General features: G+C 56.1%; 14 protein-coding genes. 1 reads left to right on the top strand and 13 read right to left on the bottom strand.

Going from position 1 to position 14,620, the window contains the following annotated elements:
- Positions 1-2: 2 nt before the first annotated feature.
- From cas5c to ASQ50_RS16170, 9 genes are all read right to left on the bottom strand, one after another.
- Positions 3-704, bottom strand: coding sequence for a type I-C CRISPR-associated protein Cas5c (gene cas5c, locus ASQ50_RS16210; protein ID WP_058091870.1), 702 nt, complete (start codon positions 702-704; stop codon positions 3-5).
- Between the two features lie 15 nt (positions 705-719).
- A complete protein-coding gene (locus ASQ50_RS16205; RefSeq protein WP_058091871.1) occupies positions 720-3,203 on the bottom strand; it encodes a CRISPR-associated helicase/endonuclease Cas3 in 2,484 nt (827 codons plus the stop codon).
- Positions 3,204-3,289: 86 nt separating this feature from the next.
- On the bottom strand, positions 3,290-4,249 hold the full coding sequence (locus ASQ50_RS16200) for a helix-turn-helix transcriptional regulator (protein WP_058091872.1): 960 nt from the start codon (positions 4,247-4,249) through the stop codon (positions 3,290-3,292).
- Between the two features lie 79 nt (positions 4,250-4,328).
- Positions 4,329-4,754 (bottom strand): secondary thiamine-phosphate synthase enzyme YjbQ, encoded by a 426-nt coding sequence (locus ASQ50_RS16195; RefSeq protein ID WP_058091873.1) that lies wholly within the window; start codon positions 4,752-4,754, stop codon positions 4,329-4,331.
- Positions 4,755-4,768: 14 nt separating this feature from the next.
- A complete protein-coding gene (locus ASQ50_RS16190) occupies positions 4,769-5,836 on the bottom strand; it encodes a succinylglutamate desuccinylase/aspartoacylase family protein (protein ID WP_058091874.1) in 1,068 nt (355 codons plus the stop codon).
- 6 nt (positions 5,837-5,842) lie between these two features.
- Entirely contained in the window at positions 5,843-6,748 is a 906-nt protein-coding gene (rimK, locus tag ASQ50_RS16185; protein ID WP_058091875.1) for a 30S ribosomal protein S6--L-glutamate ligase, read from the bottom strand.
- 2 nt (positions 6,749-6,750) lie between these two features.
- Positions 6,751-7,242: an ATP-dependent zinc protease gene (locus tag ASQ50_RS16180; RefSeq protein ID WP_058091876.1), complete on the bottom strand. Its 492-nt coding sequence runs from the start codon at positions 7,240-7,242 to the stop codon at positions 6,751-6,753.
- Positions 7,223-8,110 (bottom strand): mechanosensitive ion channel family protein, encoded by an 888-nt coding sequence (locus ASQ50_RS16175; RefSeq protein WP_058091877.1) that lies wholly within the window; start codon positions 8,108-8,110, stop codon positions 7,223-7,225. The genes ASQ50_RS16180 and ASQ50_RS16175 overlap by 20 nt, the downstream gene beginning before the upstream one ends.
- Positions 8,111-8,132: 22 nt before the next feature.
- On the bottom strand, positions 8,133-8,945 hold the full coding sequence (locus ASQ50_RS16170; protein ID WP_058091878.1) for a hypothetical protein: 813 nt from the start codon (positions 8,943-8,945) through the stop codon (positions 8,133-8,135).
- 139 nt (positions 8,946-9,084) lie between these two features.
- Between ASQ50_RS16170 and phrB the strand changes: the two genes are divergently transcribed.
- Positions 9,085-10,476, top strand: a complete 1,392-nt coding sequence (phrB, locus tag ASQ50_RS16165; protein ID WP_058091879.1) for a deoxyribodipyrimidine photo-lyase — start codon at positions 9,085-9,087, stop codon at positions 10,474-10,476.
- Between the two features lie 143 nt (positions 10,477-10,619).
- Here the strand turns inward: phrB and ASQ50_RS16160 are convergent, their stop codons facing one another.
- The 4 genes from ASQ50_RS16160 to hemA are packed head-to-tail and all read right to left on the bottom strand — an operon-like array spanning position 10,620 to position 14,596.
- A complete protein-coding gene (locus ASQ50_RS16160) occupies positions 10,620-11,366 on the bottom strand; it encodes a HesA/MoeB/ThiF family protein (RefSeq protein WP_058091880.1) in 747 nt (248 codons plus the stop codon).
- An 11-nt stretch (positions 11,367-11,377) separates the two neighbouring features.
- Positions 11,378-12,232 carry a peptide chain release factor N(5)-glutamine methyltransferase gene (gene prmC / locus ASQ50_RS16155; protein ID WP_058091881.1) on the bottom strand — a complete coding sequence of 285 codons (855 nt, stop codon included), beginning with the start codon at positions 12,230-12,232 and terminating at the stop codon, positions 11,378-11,380.
- A complete protein-coding gene (gene prfA / locus ASQ50_RS16150; protein ID WP_058091882.1) occupies positions 12,222-13,310 on the bottom strand; it encodes a peptide chain release factor 1 in 1,089 nt (362 codons plus the stop codon). Before prfA ends, prmC begins: the two co-directional genes overlap by 11 nt.
- Positions 13,307-14,596, bottom strand: a complete 1,290-nt coding sequence (gene hemA, locus ASQ50_RS16145) for a glutamyl-tRNA reductase (RefSeq protein WP_058091883.1) — start codon at positions 14,594-14,596, stop codon at positions 13,307-13,309. Before hemA ends, prfA begins: the two co-directional genes overlap by 4 nt.
- Between the last annotated feature and the right edge of the window lie 24 nt (positions 14,597-14,620).

The following is a 14,620-nucleotide window of genomic DNA, read 5'->3' as shown; positions in this document are numbered from 1 at the left end:
GCTCACAGGATTTCCTCCTGTTCTACCGGTAAAAAGTTCATTCCCGCTTCGAATTGCTTAGGCTTCATCTCCCGGACAAATTGCCTAACGTCACACTGTTCGGGGCGCGGGTACTCCAATACTCCATCCTTCATAGTCGCCCTCCAAAATCGACTATGCAGCTCGTCAACACCCGTTTCATCTGGATAGTCAAATCCGTGGAACATCAAGCCAAAACCGATCTCGTCCAACTCATCATATACACCTTCACCCTCCCCGAACTCACAAGGCTCCACGTAACCGGGACAGTCTCTCACTCCGAGAAATATATCCTGACGTCCACCACGCTCAAGCATCCGTTTGGCAATCGCAAAGTGCTTACCATCTATTCTGTCATTAGCCAGTTCGGGGCGATGCTCGTTCCACTCAAAATGGGCTTCAACTTGGTACTCAACGTCCCTGAGAAATGTGTATATTGCTAGGCTATTGCCCCCGCCCCAGACCAACGGTTTGGTGCCCTTGGTCTGGGTCCGAATAGGATTAATAACTCGAACACGGTCGACAACCCATGTAATCGTTGGTTTCCAGTAGACGGATTTCAAAATACCTTTAATCGCCTCATAAGTGGGAACGTGGTAAGAGCACTTTTCTCCACCTATTTTGGTAACCGGGTCGGTAAATAAGGCATAGCGCCCCCAGACCTTGAAACTAATACTGTTCTGCATGAAAAAAGCTCCTGTTTACCAAACTCCCAGAAATGACTGGCCCGCAACTTCACTAATACTTACCCCCAGCGTCGCACTGTAATGCTCCTCTCTCAGGTAATAGACGCCGTATCCATCCTGGACCTCTTGTAACGCGCCCACTTCTTTAAGTTTGTCGACCACATTGGGAAATAAATTCACGCTGTATTGCTGAGCCTCGCGGAGTTTTTGATAATAGGTTCCGGGATCAAACTCTTTCGGTGAGGCGCAAAGCTCGTTGATCAGCTCTACACCCCGTCCATAGGGCACTACTACACCTTCCGTAGGCGCATCAATCGCCTTGAACTGTTTTGCCGCCTCTTTAAATGAGTGTTTCATTAGCGGCACCTTTTGACCGCGACCGGAGTATTCATAATTACTGGCTTGATTGGTACTCAGCATATTAAGAATGCTGGTAGTCCTGCCCACCTGACTCGGCTTCAACGGGTAACTCATGTCGTCAGCGCGACTAAAGAAATAATACTGGAAGTAGCGTTCCATAGCCGACGGTGCTAGAAAGTCGTCATGGGCTTCTGAAAGCACTCGCTCGGCCACCTCCTTGCCTACCTGTATATCCTTGAGCATTCCCGTGGCCTCATGGTCTGGGTTCACCACATACACAAGGCCTTTGACCAAGTTACCATCTGCATCTCTCAACCGGCCATTCCGATTACATCGACCAGCAGCTTGAGCTATAGAATCAAGCCCGGCAACAAACCGAATCACGCAGGCAAAATCGACATCTACACCAGCTTCAATAAGCTGAGTGCTAACACACATTACAGGCAGACCGCTATCCAGACGGAACCGAATCGTACTCAGCAATTCTTTTCGATGAGCAGCACATTGACTGGTACTTAAGTGAAATAGGCCTTCCGTGCATATTTGCTCCTTGCACTCCTCATAAACTGATTTCGCCCATGCCTTCGTGTTGACGATCAGAAGGCAGCTTCCGACAGACCGATACTGTTCCAGAAATAAATCGGAGACCTCACTCACCGACCACCCACCAGCCTTGCACATGTCGCGTATTTCCACCCGACGCAGTGCTATAAAATGCTTCGCAACTGGCCCTGCCAGCTCATTTCCCTGTGGTATGTCAAGCTGCCCCTTGTCCGGGCTTCCGAGTTGATTCAGGAGTGGTTGTGTCGCTGTGCAGAGAACTGCGGTGGTGCCACAATAATCCACCAGGAAATTGATGGCATTGCAAAATAAATGCACACAACTCACAGGCAATGTCTGAATCTCGTCAAAGACAAGGACCGCATTTGCTAGTTGGTGAAGCCTACGGACACCCCGAGTTCCGCCAGCAAACATAGCCTCCAAAAGCTGTACTGTCGTCGTCAGAACAATAGGAGCATCCCAATTCTCAGAAACCAGCTTGCTCTGCCAGGTTTGCCGCTCTGGCTCCAGATTTGAATGTTGCTCCAGCACCCACGGGAATTCGTCTCCGTCCCGTTCAATAACATTTCTTATGGCATCGGCATTCTGCTCAATAATAGACGTATAGGGGATCACGTAAATAATACGATCCAGGTTGTGCGCCTGTGCATGGTTCATCGCGTACCTCAAGCTCGCGTATGTTTTTCCACCACCAGTCGGAACAGTCAACGTGTAGATGCCCTGCCGATCCCCTGACCTAGACTGACAGTTCTCTGAAATCTCCCGGCGAAGTTCATCGACATAGTTCTCCGCAGGACGGGACTCCAGCCATTCCTCCAGTCTGCCAATGGCTACCAACCATGATTTATCACTTGACCTGGCAATTCGCTCCGTTCGTCTTTCCGGTAGCTCAAATTCAGCGCTGTTCAACCTGTCTGCATCTATAAGACAACTAAACAGAAATCGAGTCAGGAATCCAATCCGGAAGGACTCAATCACAGTTAAACCATCGCGAACGCTTTTCTGGAAATCTGCAAGCTTCTGTAGCTCTTCAAACAGCTCTTTCACTAGGTCGGCACCACCAATACCTTCCAAGAGTTCCAGTAGCTCTTGGTCTGCGTTGGCCTGGCATTCCGACAAATGGGTCTTTTCTTCTGCCTTGTTCATCCTTCTCTGAAAAGCAGGCTCATCCTCCTTGTCAATACAGTCGATAAGGCCGCTATGGTGGGAAGCAATGCACAGAGAAAGGATCTGGCCGCACAATTCTCCCTGGCCTGCCTGCCCAACAATCCTCAATTTATGCCAAATCCACTGTGCTCCTGCACTTGAGTGATCGATCTTTCCTTTGAGTGAGCCAGCATTAACATAATCCGCATCATCCCGGTCGTAATCGCCGGTTGCTGATTTGATATAGCGTTGAAAGTCAGTGCTGTACTTTCCAAAATCATGCAACAGACCGATTACACGTCCAGCATTGCCCAGCCCTACCTTACTGGCAAACTCCTCGGCTAGCTCCCCCACCTCCTCTAGGTGAGCGAGAACCGATTGATTGGCCCCATCAGCCTGCCTTTTGTGGGCTATATATTCCGATGCCTTCATATTTGTTCTATCCAGTAAAACCTCAATCAAGTACTAACGAACTTACTACCTAGACTGCCCCAACCACTGCACCACTGAAAAAATCCTCAGTAGATCTCTGCCATTCTGCGAACCCTGGTCACCACTTCACGCTTGAGGCTTTCCGGCGCAACAACCTCAACATCCGGCCCATAGCGCAATACCTCCATAACCAACTCACGCTCATCGGAGTAGGGAACATGAAGGTGGTAGCTGCCATCCTGCCACTCACTTTTTTGTTCTTCATGCCAGATTTCTTCGGCCACCCAGCGGGCCGCATGCTCGGTGAACTTCAGGTGGGCGATTTGTGTTGCTGCACCCCCGAATATTCCGAACCCAGAGCCCGCAAAGGCGTCCAGGTCATCTTTCAATGCTTTTTGGGATGGATCAGCAGAAACGGAGGGGGCAGACATTCGGTCCAGTGAAAACAGCCGAAGGGCCTTTGCTTCGTTACAAATAGCCAGCAAATACCAGTTAGAGCGGTAATGCACTAACCGCTGGGGGTGCACGGTTCGCAGCTTGTCTGTGCCCGTGCTTCTGGAGAGGTAATGGAAGGTCAGGCATTTGCCCGCAAGCGTTGCTTCGGCAACCGGATCAAAAATCTGGTGTTCCGCTGAGCGGGTCTGGATTGGTTGGATTCGAATGCGCTCGCTGATGGTCTCTGCATCATGGCCGGATTCACCCAACAAATCCCGGATTCTTGTCCTCAGCGGAGCCAGGCGATTAGTGATAAGCCCGGGCTGAACGTTCTCCAGCAGGTACTCGCAGGCTAGCAGGGCATACAGCTCTGCTGGATTCATCCAAAACCCTGGCAGCTCAAATACAGGCGCTTCCGGTGCATAGTGGTGGCCGTTCTCTTCCCGGCAGTATTCGATTGGAGCACCCAGGGAGTCTCGCAGGTACTCGAAGTCTCGGGTGATGGTATTCCGGCTGGCCTCCAGTTCTTCCATAAACCTGCGCATGGGAACTGGCTTTTTAGCACTGCGAAGTAATTCGTGGATTCGGTAAATGCGGTAAAAGCGGCTCACTTGCTCTCCTTGCTGAACATCCCTCCTCAAGCAAGATTAGCTACATATCCATTCGGGTGCCACTTTAGGTTACAAACGCTCACCAACGCCCCTGCAACGTCGCCACAATCTTCCGGCTACCGGCGTTATCCCGGTGTTCACACACATAGATACCCTGCCAGGTACCCAGGGCCAGATGGCCGTGACTGATGGGCAGCGTCAGTGACGGGCCGATCATCACACTCTTGATGTGGGCCGGCATGTCGTCCGGGCCTTCCATGGTGTGCTCATAATGCGGAGCATTCTGCGGCACCATAACGTTGAAATGGCGTTCCAGGTCACCCCGCACATCGGGATCTGCATTCTCGTTGACCGCCAGGGACGCGGAGGTATGCTGGATGAACAGGTGCAGCAGCCCCACTTCGCAGTTGGTCAGTTCCGGCGCCTGGGCCAGAATTTCATTGGTGACCAGGTGAAAACCCCTGGGCAGCGGGGCCAGTTCGATGGTGTTCTGGTGCCAGATCATAGTACCAACTCCGGTTATTTTTGCAGTTCGTCCCAGGGGTGTACGGGCACTACCGCGTCTTCCGACACTTCGCTCTCGAAGGAGCTGCGGAAGTAGTCCATGGCCTTTTCAGCTTCGCCCAGCTCATCGAAGCGGGCGATGTGATAGATGGCTTCGCCTTCGTTCACCAGTGGCAGGTTATTCACGCAGATCACAATGCCGGAACAGGGCGAGGTAATAGCCACTTCGGTTTCGCCGAAGGGGTCCGCTACCATGGCCAGTTTCTGGCCTTTACGCACTTTCTGGCCAAGGCTGGCCACGGGGCGCATGATGCCGTCCATATCCGCCCGCACCCACTGTGAGTTAGCCGCAGTTTCAGAGCGCTTTCTGGGCGCCCTCGGGCCTTTCTTGGCAGGCACCATTTCCAGTTCCCGCATCACCCGGATAATACCCTTCACACCGCTGGCGATAACCACATCATCAAAGCGCAAGGCCTCACCGCCTTCAAAGGTGATGACCGGAATATCCAGGGAATCGGCGTAGGCCCGCAGGCTGCCTTCCCGAAGACCTGCATTAATGATGATGGGGGCACCAAAGGCATCCGCCATTCGGGAGGTTTCCGGGTTCTTCAGCTCTGCGCGAATCTGCGGCAGGTTGAAGCGGTGAATGGCGCCGGTGTGCAGGTCGATAATGTGGGTGACCTTTTCCATAATTTGGGTGCGCAACAGGTAGGCAATGCGGCCGCCCAGCGAACCGGTTTCCGAGCCCGGGAAGCAACGATTCAGGTCCCGGCGGTCCGGCAGGTAACGGGTGCGCTGCACAAATCCGAAGATGTTAACGATAGGAACTGCCACCAGCGTGCCCCGCAGGTGCCGGAGCGCGCCGTTTTTCAACACCCGGCGGATGATTTCCACACCGTTGATTTCATCGCCATGAATCGCACCACACACCATCAGCACTGGGCCGTCACGGCGGCCGTGCACCACTTCCACAGGAATGTGCAGCGGTGTATGGGTATAGAGTTTGGCCACCGGGACTTCCACAGTCTCACGGGTACCGGCTTTTACCTGTACGCCAGCGATTTCAAACGGTGCTCTTGCCATGCGCGCTTATCCCCTGCCCCGGGTTTTGGTTTTCCAGGGTTTGTAGTTCTTTTCTGTCCAGTTAATGATCATGCCTGCCACGTTCTTGCCGGTGGCATTCTCGATGCCTTCCAGGCCCGGCGAGGAGTTTACTTCCATCACCAGCGGGCCACGGCTGGAGCGCAGCAAGTCCACACCCGCCACGTTCAGGCCCATGGCCTTGGCGGCGGTAATAGCGGTGCGGCGCTCTTCCGGGGTAATGCGCACCAGCGAAGCGGTACCGCCCCGGTGCAGGTTGGAGCGGAACTCACCCTCGGCGCCCTGGCGTTTCATGGCGGCAATGACCTTGTCGCCAATCACAAAACAGCGAATGTCAGCGCCGCCGGCTTCCTTGATGAACTCCTGCACCAGGATATCTGCCTTCAGCCCCATAAAGGCCTCAATCACTGATTCTGCCGCCTTGCGGGTTTCCGCCAGCACCACGCCAATGCCCTGGGTACCCTGCAACAGCTTGATCACCACCGGCGCGCCGCCCACCATTTTCAGCAATTCCGGCACGTTGTCCGGCTTGTTGGCAAAGCCGGTGACCGGCATGCCCACGCCCTTACGGGCCAGCAGCTGCAGGGAACGCAATTTGTCCCGGGAACGGGTAATGGCCACGGATTCGTTCAGCGGAAACACACCCATCATTTCGAACTGGCGCAGTACCGCAGTGCCGTAGAAGGTGACCGAGGCACCAATCCGGGGAATCACCACGTCGAAGTCTTCCAGCACTTCTTCGTGATAGTGGATCAACGGGTTCGCAGAGGTGATGTTCATGGAGCAATGCAAGGCATCGATCACCTTCACTTCGTGGCCACGGTTAATGCCTTCCTCCACCAGACGCCGGGTTGAGTACAGGTGACGGTTTCGCGACAGTACCGCAATTTTCATATTCAGGTCCTTAATGCCGGCTTACCGGCCAGGTAGGAAGCTTCAGGGTAGATCAGGGACCGGCCCGCCATGGCGGTACGGCCCAGCAACATCCGGAACCGCATGGAATCCCGATTGGTCAGCGTCATTTCAATAGGCCAGCTCTGATCGCCCACCACCAGGGTGGTCTCAATCACCAGCCGCATTTCTTTGTGCCCTCCGGAATCCGATACCGTTCGCTCATCAAGCACTTTGGCATCGCATTCCACTACCTGGTGCAAATCGTTCTGAACGGGGTGTACCCAGAATTTCACCCTGCGTTCTCCGTTCTCCGTGTAGGGTTCGGTGCGAAAGGTGTGCAGGCACGATGTGCGCGCACCGGTATCCACTTTCGCCTTGATTCGGCCAATATCCAGATCCGGCAGGGCCACCCATTCCCGCCACCCCAGAGCGATCTTGTTATCCGCCTGGATGGGTTGAGTGCTCTTGATTACTTCAGTTGTCTCGCTCGACATCCGGGGAGTCCTTATCTTTCTGTTGTTCCGGGCCCATCAGTTGCACACGGAAGGGCGCGGAATGGCTACCGGCGTATATGCTGGTATGGGGGAACGGAATCTCGATACCCTGCTGGTCCAGTGTTTTCTTGATGGCCACCATCATGCCACCACGGCCCTCGAAGAACTTGTCTTTGGGTACCCAGAAGGAAAATTGCAGATCCACGGAGGACGCGCCAAAGCCCGTTACCAGAACAAATGGCTTGGGTTCTTCAAGGCATACCGCATTTTTCTCCGCCAGCTCCAGCAACAGATCTCTGACACGCTCTACATCTTCCGCGTAGGCAATACCCACCGTCAGATCAATCCGGCGAATGGGAAAGCGGGAGCGGTTCACCACCCGGGTCTTGATCAATGTTTCATTGGGAATACGCACGTACAGGTTGTCCGGAGTTCGCAGTTTCACGCTGAGCAGGTCTATGGTGACCACTTCACCGATTGTTGCGTCCACCTCGATAAAATCACCGATCTCGAACGGCTTTTCCATTACCAGGAACAAGCCGCTGATGATGTTAGACGCCGACGTTTGCGAGGCAAAGCCGATGGCGACGGTCAGGATACCTGCGGCGCCCAGGACAACCTCCAGAGAAAAGCCGGCCTCGCGCAGGGCGGCCATCGCGAATAATATGAAGATCGCATAGAAGAACAGGCGGCGAATCATCACCATGTGATGGCGAGACACCCGGCTCTCAACCACGCGGCCAACACTGCGGGCCACCAGTGAACCCAGGACGATCCCCAGCGCCAGTAAGAATCCGGCGGACAACCACTGCCCCCAGGCAATCCCGTTGATCACCTGCGTTATGGTTGCCTGAATTGCTTCCAACACGTAACTGCTCCTGTAGCGGCTGTTAGCCAAACATATGGTCGAAGGCGCGAACCAGCCTTCGGCCCCGGGCAAGCTTTTCCCGGGCCGGGGCGATGGCTTCGCAATGGCCAGCCTCAGCAACCACAGACGACGCTATCTGCAAGCTGGCAGAACTCATGTCCGTTTCGCATTCCACTGTGATACCGGGTGTCCACAGCTGCCCTTTCTCGTTGCGATACAGAGACAACAATGGCGTAGGCATACTGAAACGCTCCAGCAGGAGCGGTTTCTCCCGACTGTTGATAATGATGACCGGAGTAACCGCCCGCCAGGGCCTTTTGGGTACCGCTTCCAGCGCTAATCGCCCGTATGTCGACGAGGCGTAACACAACTCGCCTTCACGGGTATTCCGGCCAAGCCAGGTCAGGGAAGGTGGCGCCAGCGGGATTTCCGCCAGTTCCAGCCGCTCTTCACCCACGCAGACTTTCATCCAGAGTGCGGTACCCACATAAAGAACGCAACGGGCACCGGGTGGAATTGTCAGGGGCTGAAAAGGACGAATCACCGTTGGCAGGCTGGCCATGGCCGGATAGAAACTCACCACGCCGTTGTCGCTGGAGCGAACAAAACGCCGAGCAGCAATCTCGGCCGAAGGCAGAGTGTAGCCGGTGGTTTCCAGCCAGTGCTGGGGATCAGACTCGACGTCAATTTTCTCTTCCCGAATCTGCCACTCCAGATCCAGCAGTGTCACCCATAATCGTTTATGGCCAAGCTGGTGCTGCTGGGTCTGGCCGGAAGCCAGTTGGTATGGGTGTGCCCAGACACCATCGCGCTGGCTTTCGGTAACGTCAGTCATGCCGAAGAAAAACTCCTTTTGGGGTAGCCGGCTAGTCTGCTTAACTATAATCCAATCCGGTAGTTACAGCGAATATACAAGCCAATGATTTATCGCCTGTAATTTCACCTATGCCACACACTCAAGGGTACGCAACCTGATGACAGAACTGGTCTGGTTCCGCAACGACCTCCGCCTGGCAGACAACGCCGCCCTGACTGCCGCCTGCGCCCGCAGCAAACCCGTGAAAGCCTGTTTCCTGATAACGCCAGGGCAATGGCAGGAGCACGACTGGTCCGCTGCGCGGGTTCAGTTCGTGCTTGAGCACGCCAATGCCCTGGCCCGCCAGCTGGCCAAGCTGGGCATTACCCTGTCATTTCTTTACGCGGATACCTTTACTGAAAGCCTCGACAAGCTGGAAGCATTCTGCAAACAACACCAGATTGCAGGCCTGCACTTCAACGAAGAGTACGGCATTAATGAGCGGAGACGGGACAAGCAGGCCCATGACCGGCTGACCGCCCTCGGCATCCGGGTGGCCAAGTACCGGGATCAGACCGTGGCCCCGGTGGGCCAGATTCTGACCCAGCAAAACGAACCCTATTCCGTTTTCACCCCGTTTTCCCGCCGCTGGCGCAGCTGGATTGAGGAAACCCAGCCCACGCTGTACCCGACGCCATCGTCCATGGGGCCAGAGGTAAAGCCGGAGCAAACCGATACCCTGCCGGCACCATTCAACGATGCACCCGAGCCACTGGTGGCCACAGGCGAGGACGCTGCCCATAGTCAGCTCGAGGCATTCCTGGCCGAACGGGCGAAAGACTATAAAGACAACCGGGACCTCCCCGCAGTGGATGGCACCAGCCAACTCTCGCCCTACCTGGCCAACGGGGTGCTTTCCGGCCGCCAATGCCTGATCGCCGCAAGGCAGACAGGTATCACGGGCGATGGCATCGAAACCTGGATCAATGAAATCGCCTGGCGGGATTTTTACATCAACATCCTCTACCACTACCCGAGAGTGAGCATGGGGCGAGCGTTCAAGGAAGAAACCGAGGCACTGGTGTGGAATCAGCCGGGGGACCACTTAGAAGCCTGGAAGGAAGGCTGCACCGGTATCCCGATTGTGGATGCCGCCATGCGTCAGCTGAAAGTGACGGGGTGGATGCATAACCGCCTGCGGATGATCACCGCCATGTTCCTGACCAAGAACCTGTTTATCGACTGGCGGCTGGGCGAAGCCTGGTTCATGCAGAATCTGGTGGATGGTTTTTTGGCGTCCAACAATGGCGGCTGGCAGTGGAGTGCCTCAACCGGTACCGATGCAGCACCTTATTTCCGGGTGTTTAATCCAGTAACTCAGAGTGAGCGGTTTGACCCGAAGGGAGAGTTTATTCGGCGGTGGGTTCCAGAATTAGCGAAACTGGATAATAAACGAATCCACGCGCCGTCAAAGGGAGGCGTTATCCCGAAAGGCTATCCCAGACCTATTGTCGATCTGAAAGAGAGTCGGAAAGAGGCCATTGCGAGATTTCAGGCTTTGAAGGATTGAGACTTTGGAGTCTTACTGCCGGTCACGGTTGGGGACGGCCTTTCCAAAACACGCCGTGAATACGTCCCTGTAGGCTCCGCTCCGCCATCCATGGCTCCGCAGGGTTTTGGAAAGGCCGTCCCCAACCCCGACCTACTCTTGAGCTAGCCGGCACAAACCGGGCAATCGAGGTCCTTCGCCAGCTTCATTTCCCGCCATTCCATCTGCCAGGCATCAAGGATTAGCAAACGACCTACCAATGGTTTGCCCACTTCCGAGATAACCTTTATTGCTTCCATGGCCTGAGCTGAACCGATCATGCCTACCAACGGGGCAATAACACCGGCTTCGGAACAAGTCAGGTCTTCATTGCCTTGCTCAGGATACAGACAATGGTAACAAGGACTATCCGCCTGCCGCGGATCGTAAACAGACAACTGCCCTTCACCACGGATGGCAGCACCGGATACCAGCGGGACCTTGTTGGCGACGGACGCCCGGTTCAGGGCAAAGCGGGTATTGAAGTTGTCGGTGCAGTCCAGCACCAGTGTGGATTCATCAACCAGTTGGCGTAAATCATCACCATCCACCCTCCGATTCACCGCACTAACGGTGATCTCCGGGTTGATCGCCCTTACCCGCTCGGCCAGGCGCTCCGCTTTTGAATCGCCAAGCCAGCTCTGTTCAAACGCAATCTGCCGTTGCAGGTTGGCCAGTTCGATCTGGTCATCGTCTACCAGAGTCAGATGGCCAACACCCGCTGCGCCCAGATACAAGGCTACCGGGCAACCCAAACCACCGGCGCCGATGACCAGTACATGGGCGGCCTTGAGTTTTTCCTGGCCGGCGATGTCGAACCGGGGCATCAGGATCTGGCGGCTGTATCGGAACAGTTCTTCATCGCTGAGCATGAGGGATCTCGCTACTGGTCGCTGGCCGGCTTCCGGGCCAAAGTTATTCGGTCGTTTCCGCCGTAGTCTTTACGGGTTTCTATGTTGAGCCATCCGGCCCTGGCAAACAAATCCCGCACGGCATCGCCTTGATCATAGCCGTGTTCCAGCAGCATCCAACCACCGGGGTTCAGGCGTTTGAAGCCTTCGGTGACCAGCAACCGGATGTCGTCCAGGCCATCGTCACCCGCCACCAAAGCGGATGACGGTTCAAAGCGTACGTCGCCTTCGTTCAGGTGACGGTCACTGGCGGGTATATAAGGAGGGTTGGATATAAACAGGTCAAAGCCCCTCTCTGGAATCTGGTCGAACCAGTGGCTGCGCACTACGGTAATCGGCAGCTGCAGGGACCGACTGTTTTCACGGGCCAGTTCGACGGCCTCTTCAATACGATCGCTGGCCATAATCTGCCACTTAGCTTTCTCGCTGGCCAGCGCGAGCGCAATGGCGCCAGTACCGGTGCCCAGGTCCAGCACGCGGGCGTTGTCAGGCAAAGGCAATTCCAGCGCGGTTTCCACCAGGCATTCGGTGTCTGGCCGGGGAATCAGGGTGGAAGGGCTGACTTTCAGGGGCAAAGACCAGAATTCCTGCTGTCCCAGCAGGTAGGCGATGGGTAAGCCCTTGACTCGTTCAGCCACCAAATCACGAAACGCTTGCGCCTGGTCAGGGGCTACTTCGCGCTCGGGCCAGGCGCGGAAGCTGGTGCGGCCCAGACCGGTTACGTGGCTCAACAGTAATTCAGCGTCCAGTCGGGGAGAGTCGCCACCGATCCGTTCAATGGCGTTATTCAGAAGGGCTTCACAGGTCAGCGAGGACTCACTGCTCATTAGCCAGTTCTGCCAGCAATTCAGCCTGGTGTTCCTGTTGCAGGGGGACCACCACGGCGTCGAGATCGCCGGCAATCACCTCATCCAGCTTGTACAGGGTGAGGTTGATGCGGTGGTCGGTTACCCGGCCCTGGGGGAAATTGTAGGTGCGAATACGTTCCGAGCGGTCGCCACTGCCCACCAAACTTTTGCGGGTTTCCGCCATGCTCTTCTGCTGTTTCTCCAGCTCGGCATTCTGCAACCGGGACGCCAGCAGGCTCAGGGCCTTGGCGCGGTTCTTGTGCTGCGAACGTTCTTCCTGGCACTCCACCACAATTCCGGTGGGCAGGTGGGTAATACGGATGGCAGAGTCGGTTTTGTTGACGTGCTGGCCACCGGCGCCGGAGGAGCGGAAGGTGTCTACCCGCAGGTCAGCTTTGTTGATTTCGATGGCTTCGGATTCATCGGCCTCCGGAATCACGGCCACGGTGCAGGCGGAGGTGTGAATGCGGCCCTGGGACTCGGTTTCCGGTACCCGCTGCACCCGGTGGGCTCCAGACTCAAACTTGAGCGTTCCGTAGACGCCATCTCCGGACACCCGGGCGATGACTTCTTTATAGCCGCCGTGCTCGCCCTCATTCTCGCTCAGCACTTCTACCTGCCAGCGGTGTTTTTCCGCGTAACGGGAATACATGCGGAACAGGTCACCGGCAAAAATCGCGGCTTCGTCACCTCCGGTACCGGCGCGCACTTCCAGGAACACGTTCTTGGTGTCGTTCGGGTCTTTCGGCAGCATCAGGCGCTGCAGCTCTTCATCAAGCTCTTCACTGCGCGCTTCGGCGGTGGCCAGTTCTTCTTCCGCCATGGCACGCATGTCGGCATCGCCGTCTTTAGCCAGCTCTTTCGCTTCCGCGATGTCAGCATGGGATTGACGCCAGGCCTGGAAGCACTTCACCACCGGTTCAATCTCGGCGAACTCCCGGGACAGTTCCCGGAATTTGTCCTGGTTGGCAATCACCGAGGCATCGCTCAGCAACGCGTTGACCTCCTCGAACCGCTCAACAAGCTGTTCAAGGCGGGACTGGATCGATGGCTTCATAATTTTTCCGTGGTGGTGGGCTCGTCAGCTTCCAGGGCGTCAAGCTGATACAGCTCCCGCAGGCATTCGGTGACTTCGGTGCGGCCCTCGGCCATGGCTTTACGCACTTGCACAGAGGGCTGGTGAAGCAGTTTGTTGGTGAGGCCACGTGCCAAGCTGCGCAGCACCGTCTCGGGGTCTACGCCGTTGCGTAAGGCACGCAGGGCTTTTTCAGATTCAATATCCCGCAGCAGTTCGGCCCGCTGGCGGAACACCTTCAGGGTAGAGACCGCATCCAGGGCCCGGAGCTGATCCAGGAATTCCTGTACGCCACTGCTGATCAGGTTCTCGGCTTCGCGGGCAGCGCCTTCACGGGAGCGGATGTTTTCTTCGATTACCTGCCGCAGATCGTCGACGGTATAAAGATACACATCAGCCAGCGACCCAACCTCCGGCTCAATATCCCGGGGAACCGCAATGTCGACCATAAAGAACGGACGGTGTTTGCGCTTCTTCAGCGCGCGCTCCACCGCTCCCTTGCCAAGTATTGGCAACGGGCTGGCCGTGGAGGAAATGATGATGTCGACGTCCGCCAGGTGATCGGGAATTTCCGACAGAACAATGCCCTTGCCACCGTGCAGTTCGGCCAGCGCCTGGGCACGTTCCAGGGTGCGATTGGCCACCAGGAAGTCTTTCACGCCGGCATCGGCCAGGTGGCGGGAGACCAGTTCAATCGTTTTGCCCGCGCCAATCAACAACGCCTTGTTGCGGGACATATCGGCAAAGATATGATGCGCCATGCTGACAGAGGCATAGGCCACCGACACCGGGTTTTCCCCGATGGCGGTCTGGGTTCGAACCCGCTTGGCTACCGAGAATGTCTGCTCAAACAGGCGGGACAGGAAAGAGCCGGTGGCACCGTGCTCACGGGCCAGGGAGTAGGCATCCTTTAGCTGACCGAAGATCTGCGGTTCGCCCAGCACCATGGAATCCAACCCCGCCGCTACGCGCATCATATGGCGAACGGCCTCAGAATCCCGGTGAACGTAGAGCACGCCTTCCAGGTCGGCCACATCCAGCTCATGAAAACCGGCCAGCCAGCGCAGTACCGTGGGCGCGCAATCGTCGTCCCCGGCCAGGTACAGCTCTGTGCGATTGCAGGTAGACAGAATGGCCGCTTCACTGGCACCGGACGCCGCCCGGAGTTCTGAGAAGGCTTCCGCCATCCGCTCCGGGGTAAACGCCACACGTTCGCGGATCTCCACGGGTGCGGTGCGGTGATTGATTCCCAGTGTCAGCAATGCCATTTCGAGGTTAAAAAACCTTATGCC

The sequence above is a fragment of the Marinobacter sp. LQ44 genome (assembly GCF_001447155.2).
Lineage (GTDB): Bacteria > Pseudomonadota > Gammaproteobacteria > Pseudomonadales > Oleiphilaceae > Marinobacter.
Note: the sequence above shows the minus strand (reverse complement) of the source record. Positions and strands in the feature narration are given on the sequence as shown.

What these genes read in the sequence shown, in the direction of transcription:
- cas5c (WP_058091870.1), bottom strand. Translation starts at nt 704, where the DNA reads ATGCAGAACAGTATTAGTTTCAAGGTCTGGGGGCGCTATGCCTTATTT.
- ASQ50_RS16205 (WP_058091871.1), bottom strand. Translation starts at nt 3,203, where the DNA reads ATGAAGGCATCGGAATATATAGCCCACAAAAGGCAGGCTGATGGGGCC.
- ASQ50_RS16195 (WP_058091873.1), bottom strand. Translation starts at nt 4,754, where the DNA reads ATGATCTGGCACCAGAACACCATCGAACTGGCCCCGCTGCCCAGGGGT.
- ASQ50_RS16190 (WP_058091874.1), bottom strand. Translation starts at nt 5,836, where the DNA reads ATGGCAAGAGCACCGTTTGAAATCGCTGGCGTACAGGTAAAAGCCGGT.
- rimK (WP_058091875.1), bottom strand. Translation starts at nt 6,748, where the DNA reads ATGAAAATTGCGGTACTGTCGCGAAACCGTCACCTGTACTCAACCCGG.
- ASQ50_RS16180 (WP_058091876.1), bottom strand. Translation starts at nt 7,242, where the DNA reads ATGTCGAGCGAGACAACTGAAGTAATCAAGAGCACTCAACCCATCCAG.
- ASQ50_RS16170 (WP_058091878.1), bottom strand. Translation starts at nt 8,945, where the DNA reads ATGACTGACGTTACCGAAAGCCAGCGCGATGGTGTCTGGGCACACCCA.
- phrB (WP_058091879.1), top strand. Translation starts at nt 9,085, where the DNA reads ATGACAGAACTGGTCTGGTTCCGCAACGACCTCCGCCTGGCAGACAAC.
- ASQ50_RS16160 (WP_058091880.1), bottom strand. Translation starts at nt 11,366, where the DNA reads ATGCTCAGCGATGAAGAACTGTTCCGATACAGCCGCCAGATCCTGATG.
- prmC (WP_058091881.1), bottom strand. Translation starts at nt 12,232, where the DNA reads ATGAGCAGTGAGTCCTCGCTGACCTGTGAAGCCCTTCTGAATAACGCC.
- prfA (WP_058091882.1), bottom strand. Translation starts at nt 13,310, where the DNA reads ATGAAGCCATCGATCCAGTCCCGCCTTGAACAGCTTGTTGAGCGGTTC.
- hemA (WP_058091883.1), bottom strand. Translation starts at nt 14,596, where the DNA reads ATGGCATTGCTGACACTGGGAATCAATCACCGCACCGCACCCGTGGAG.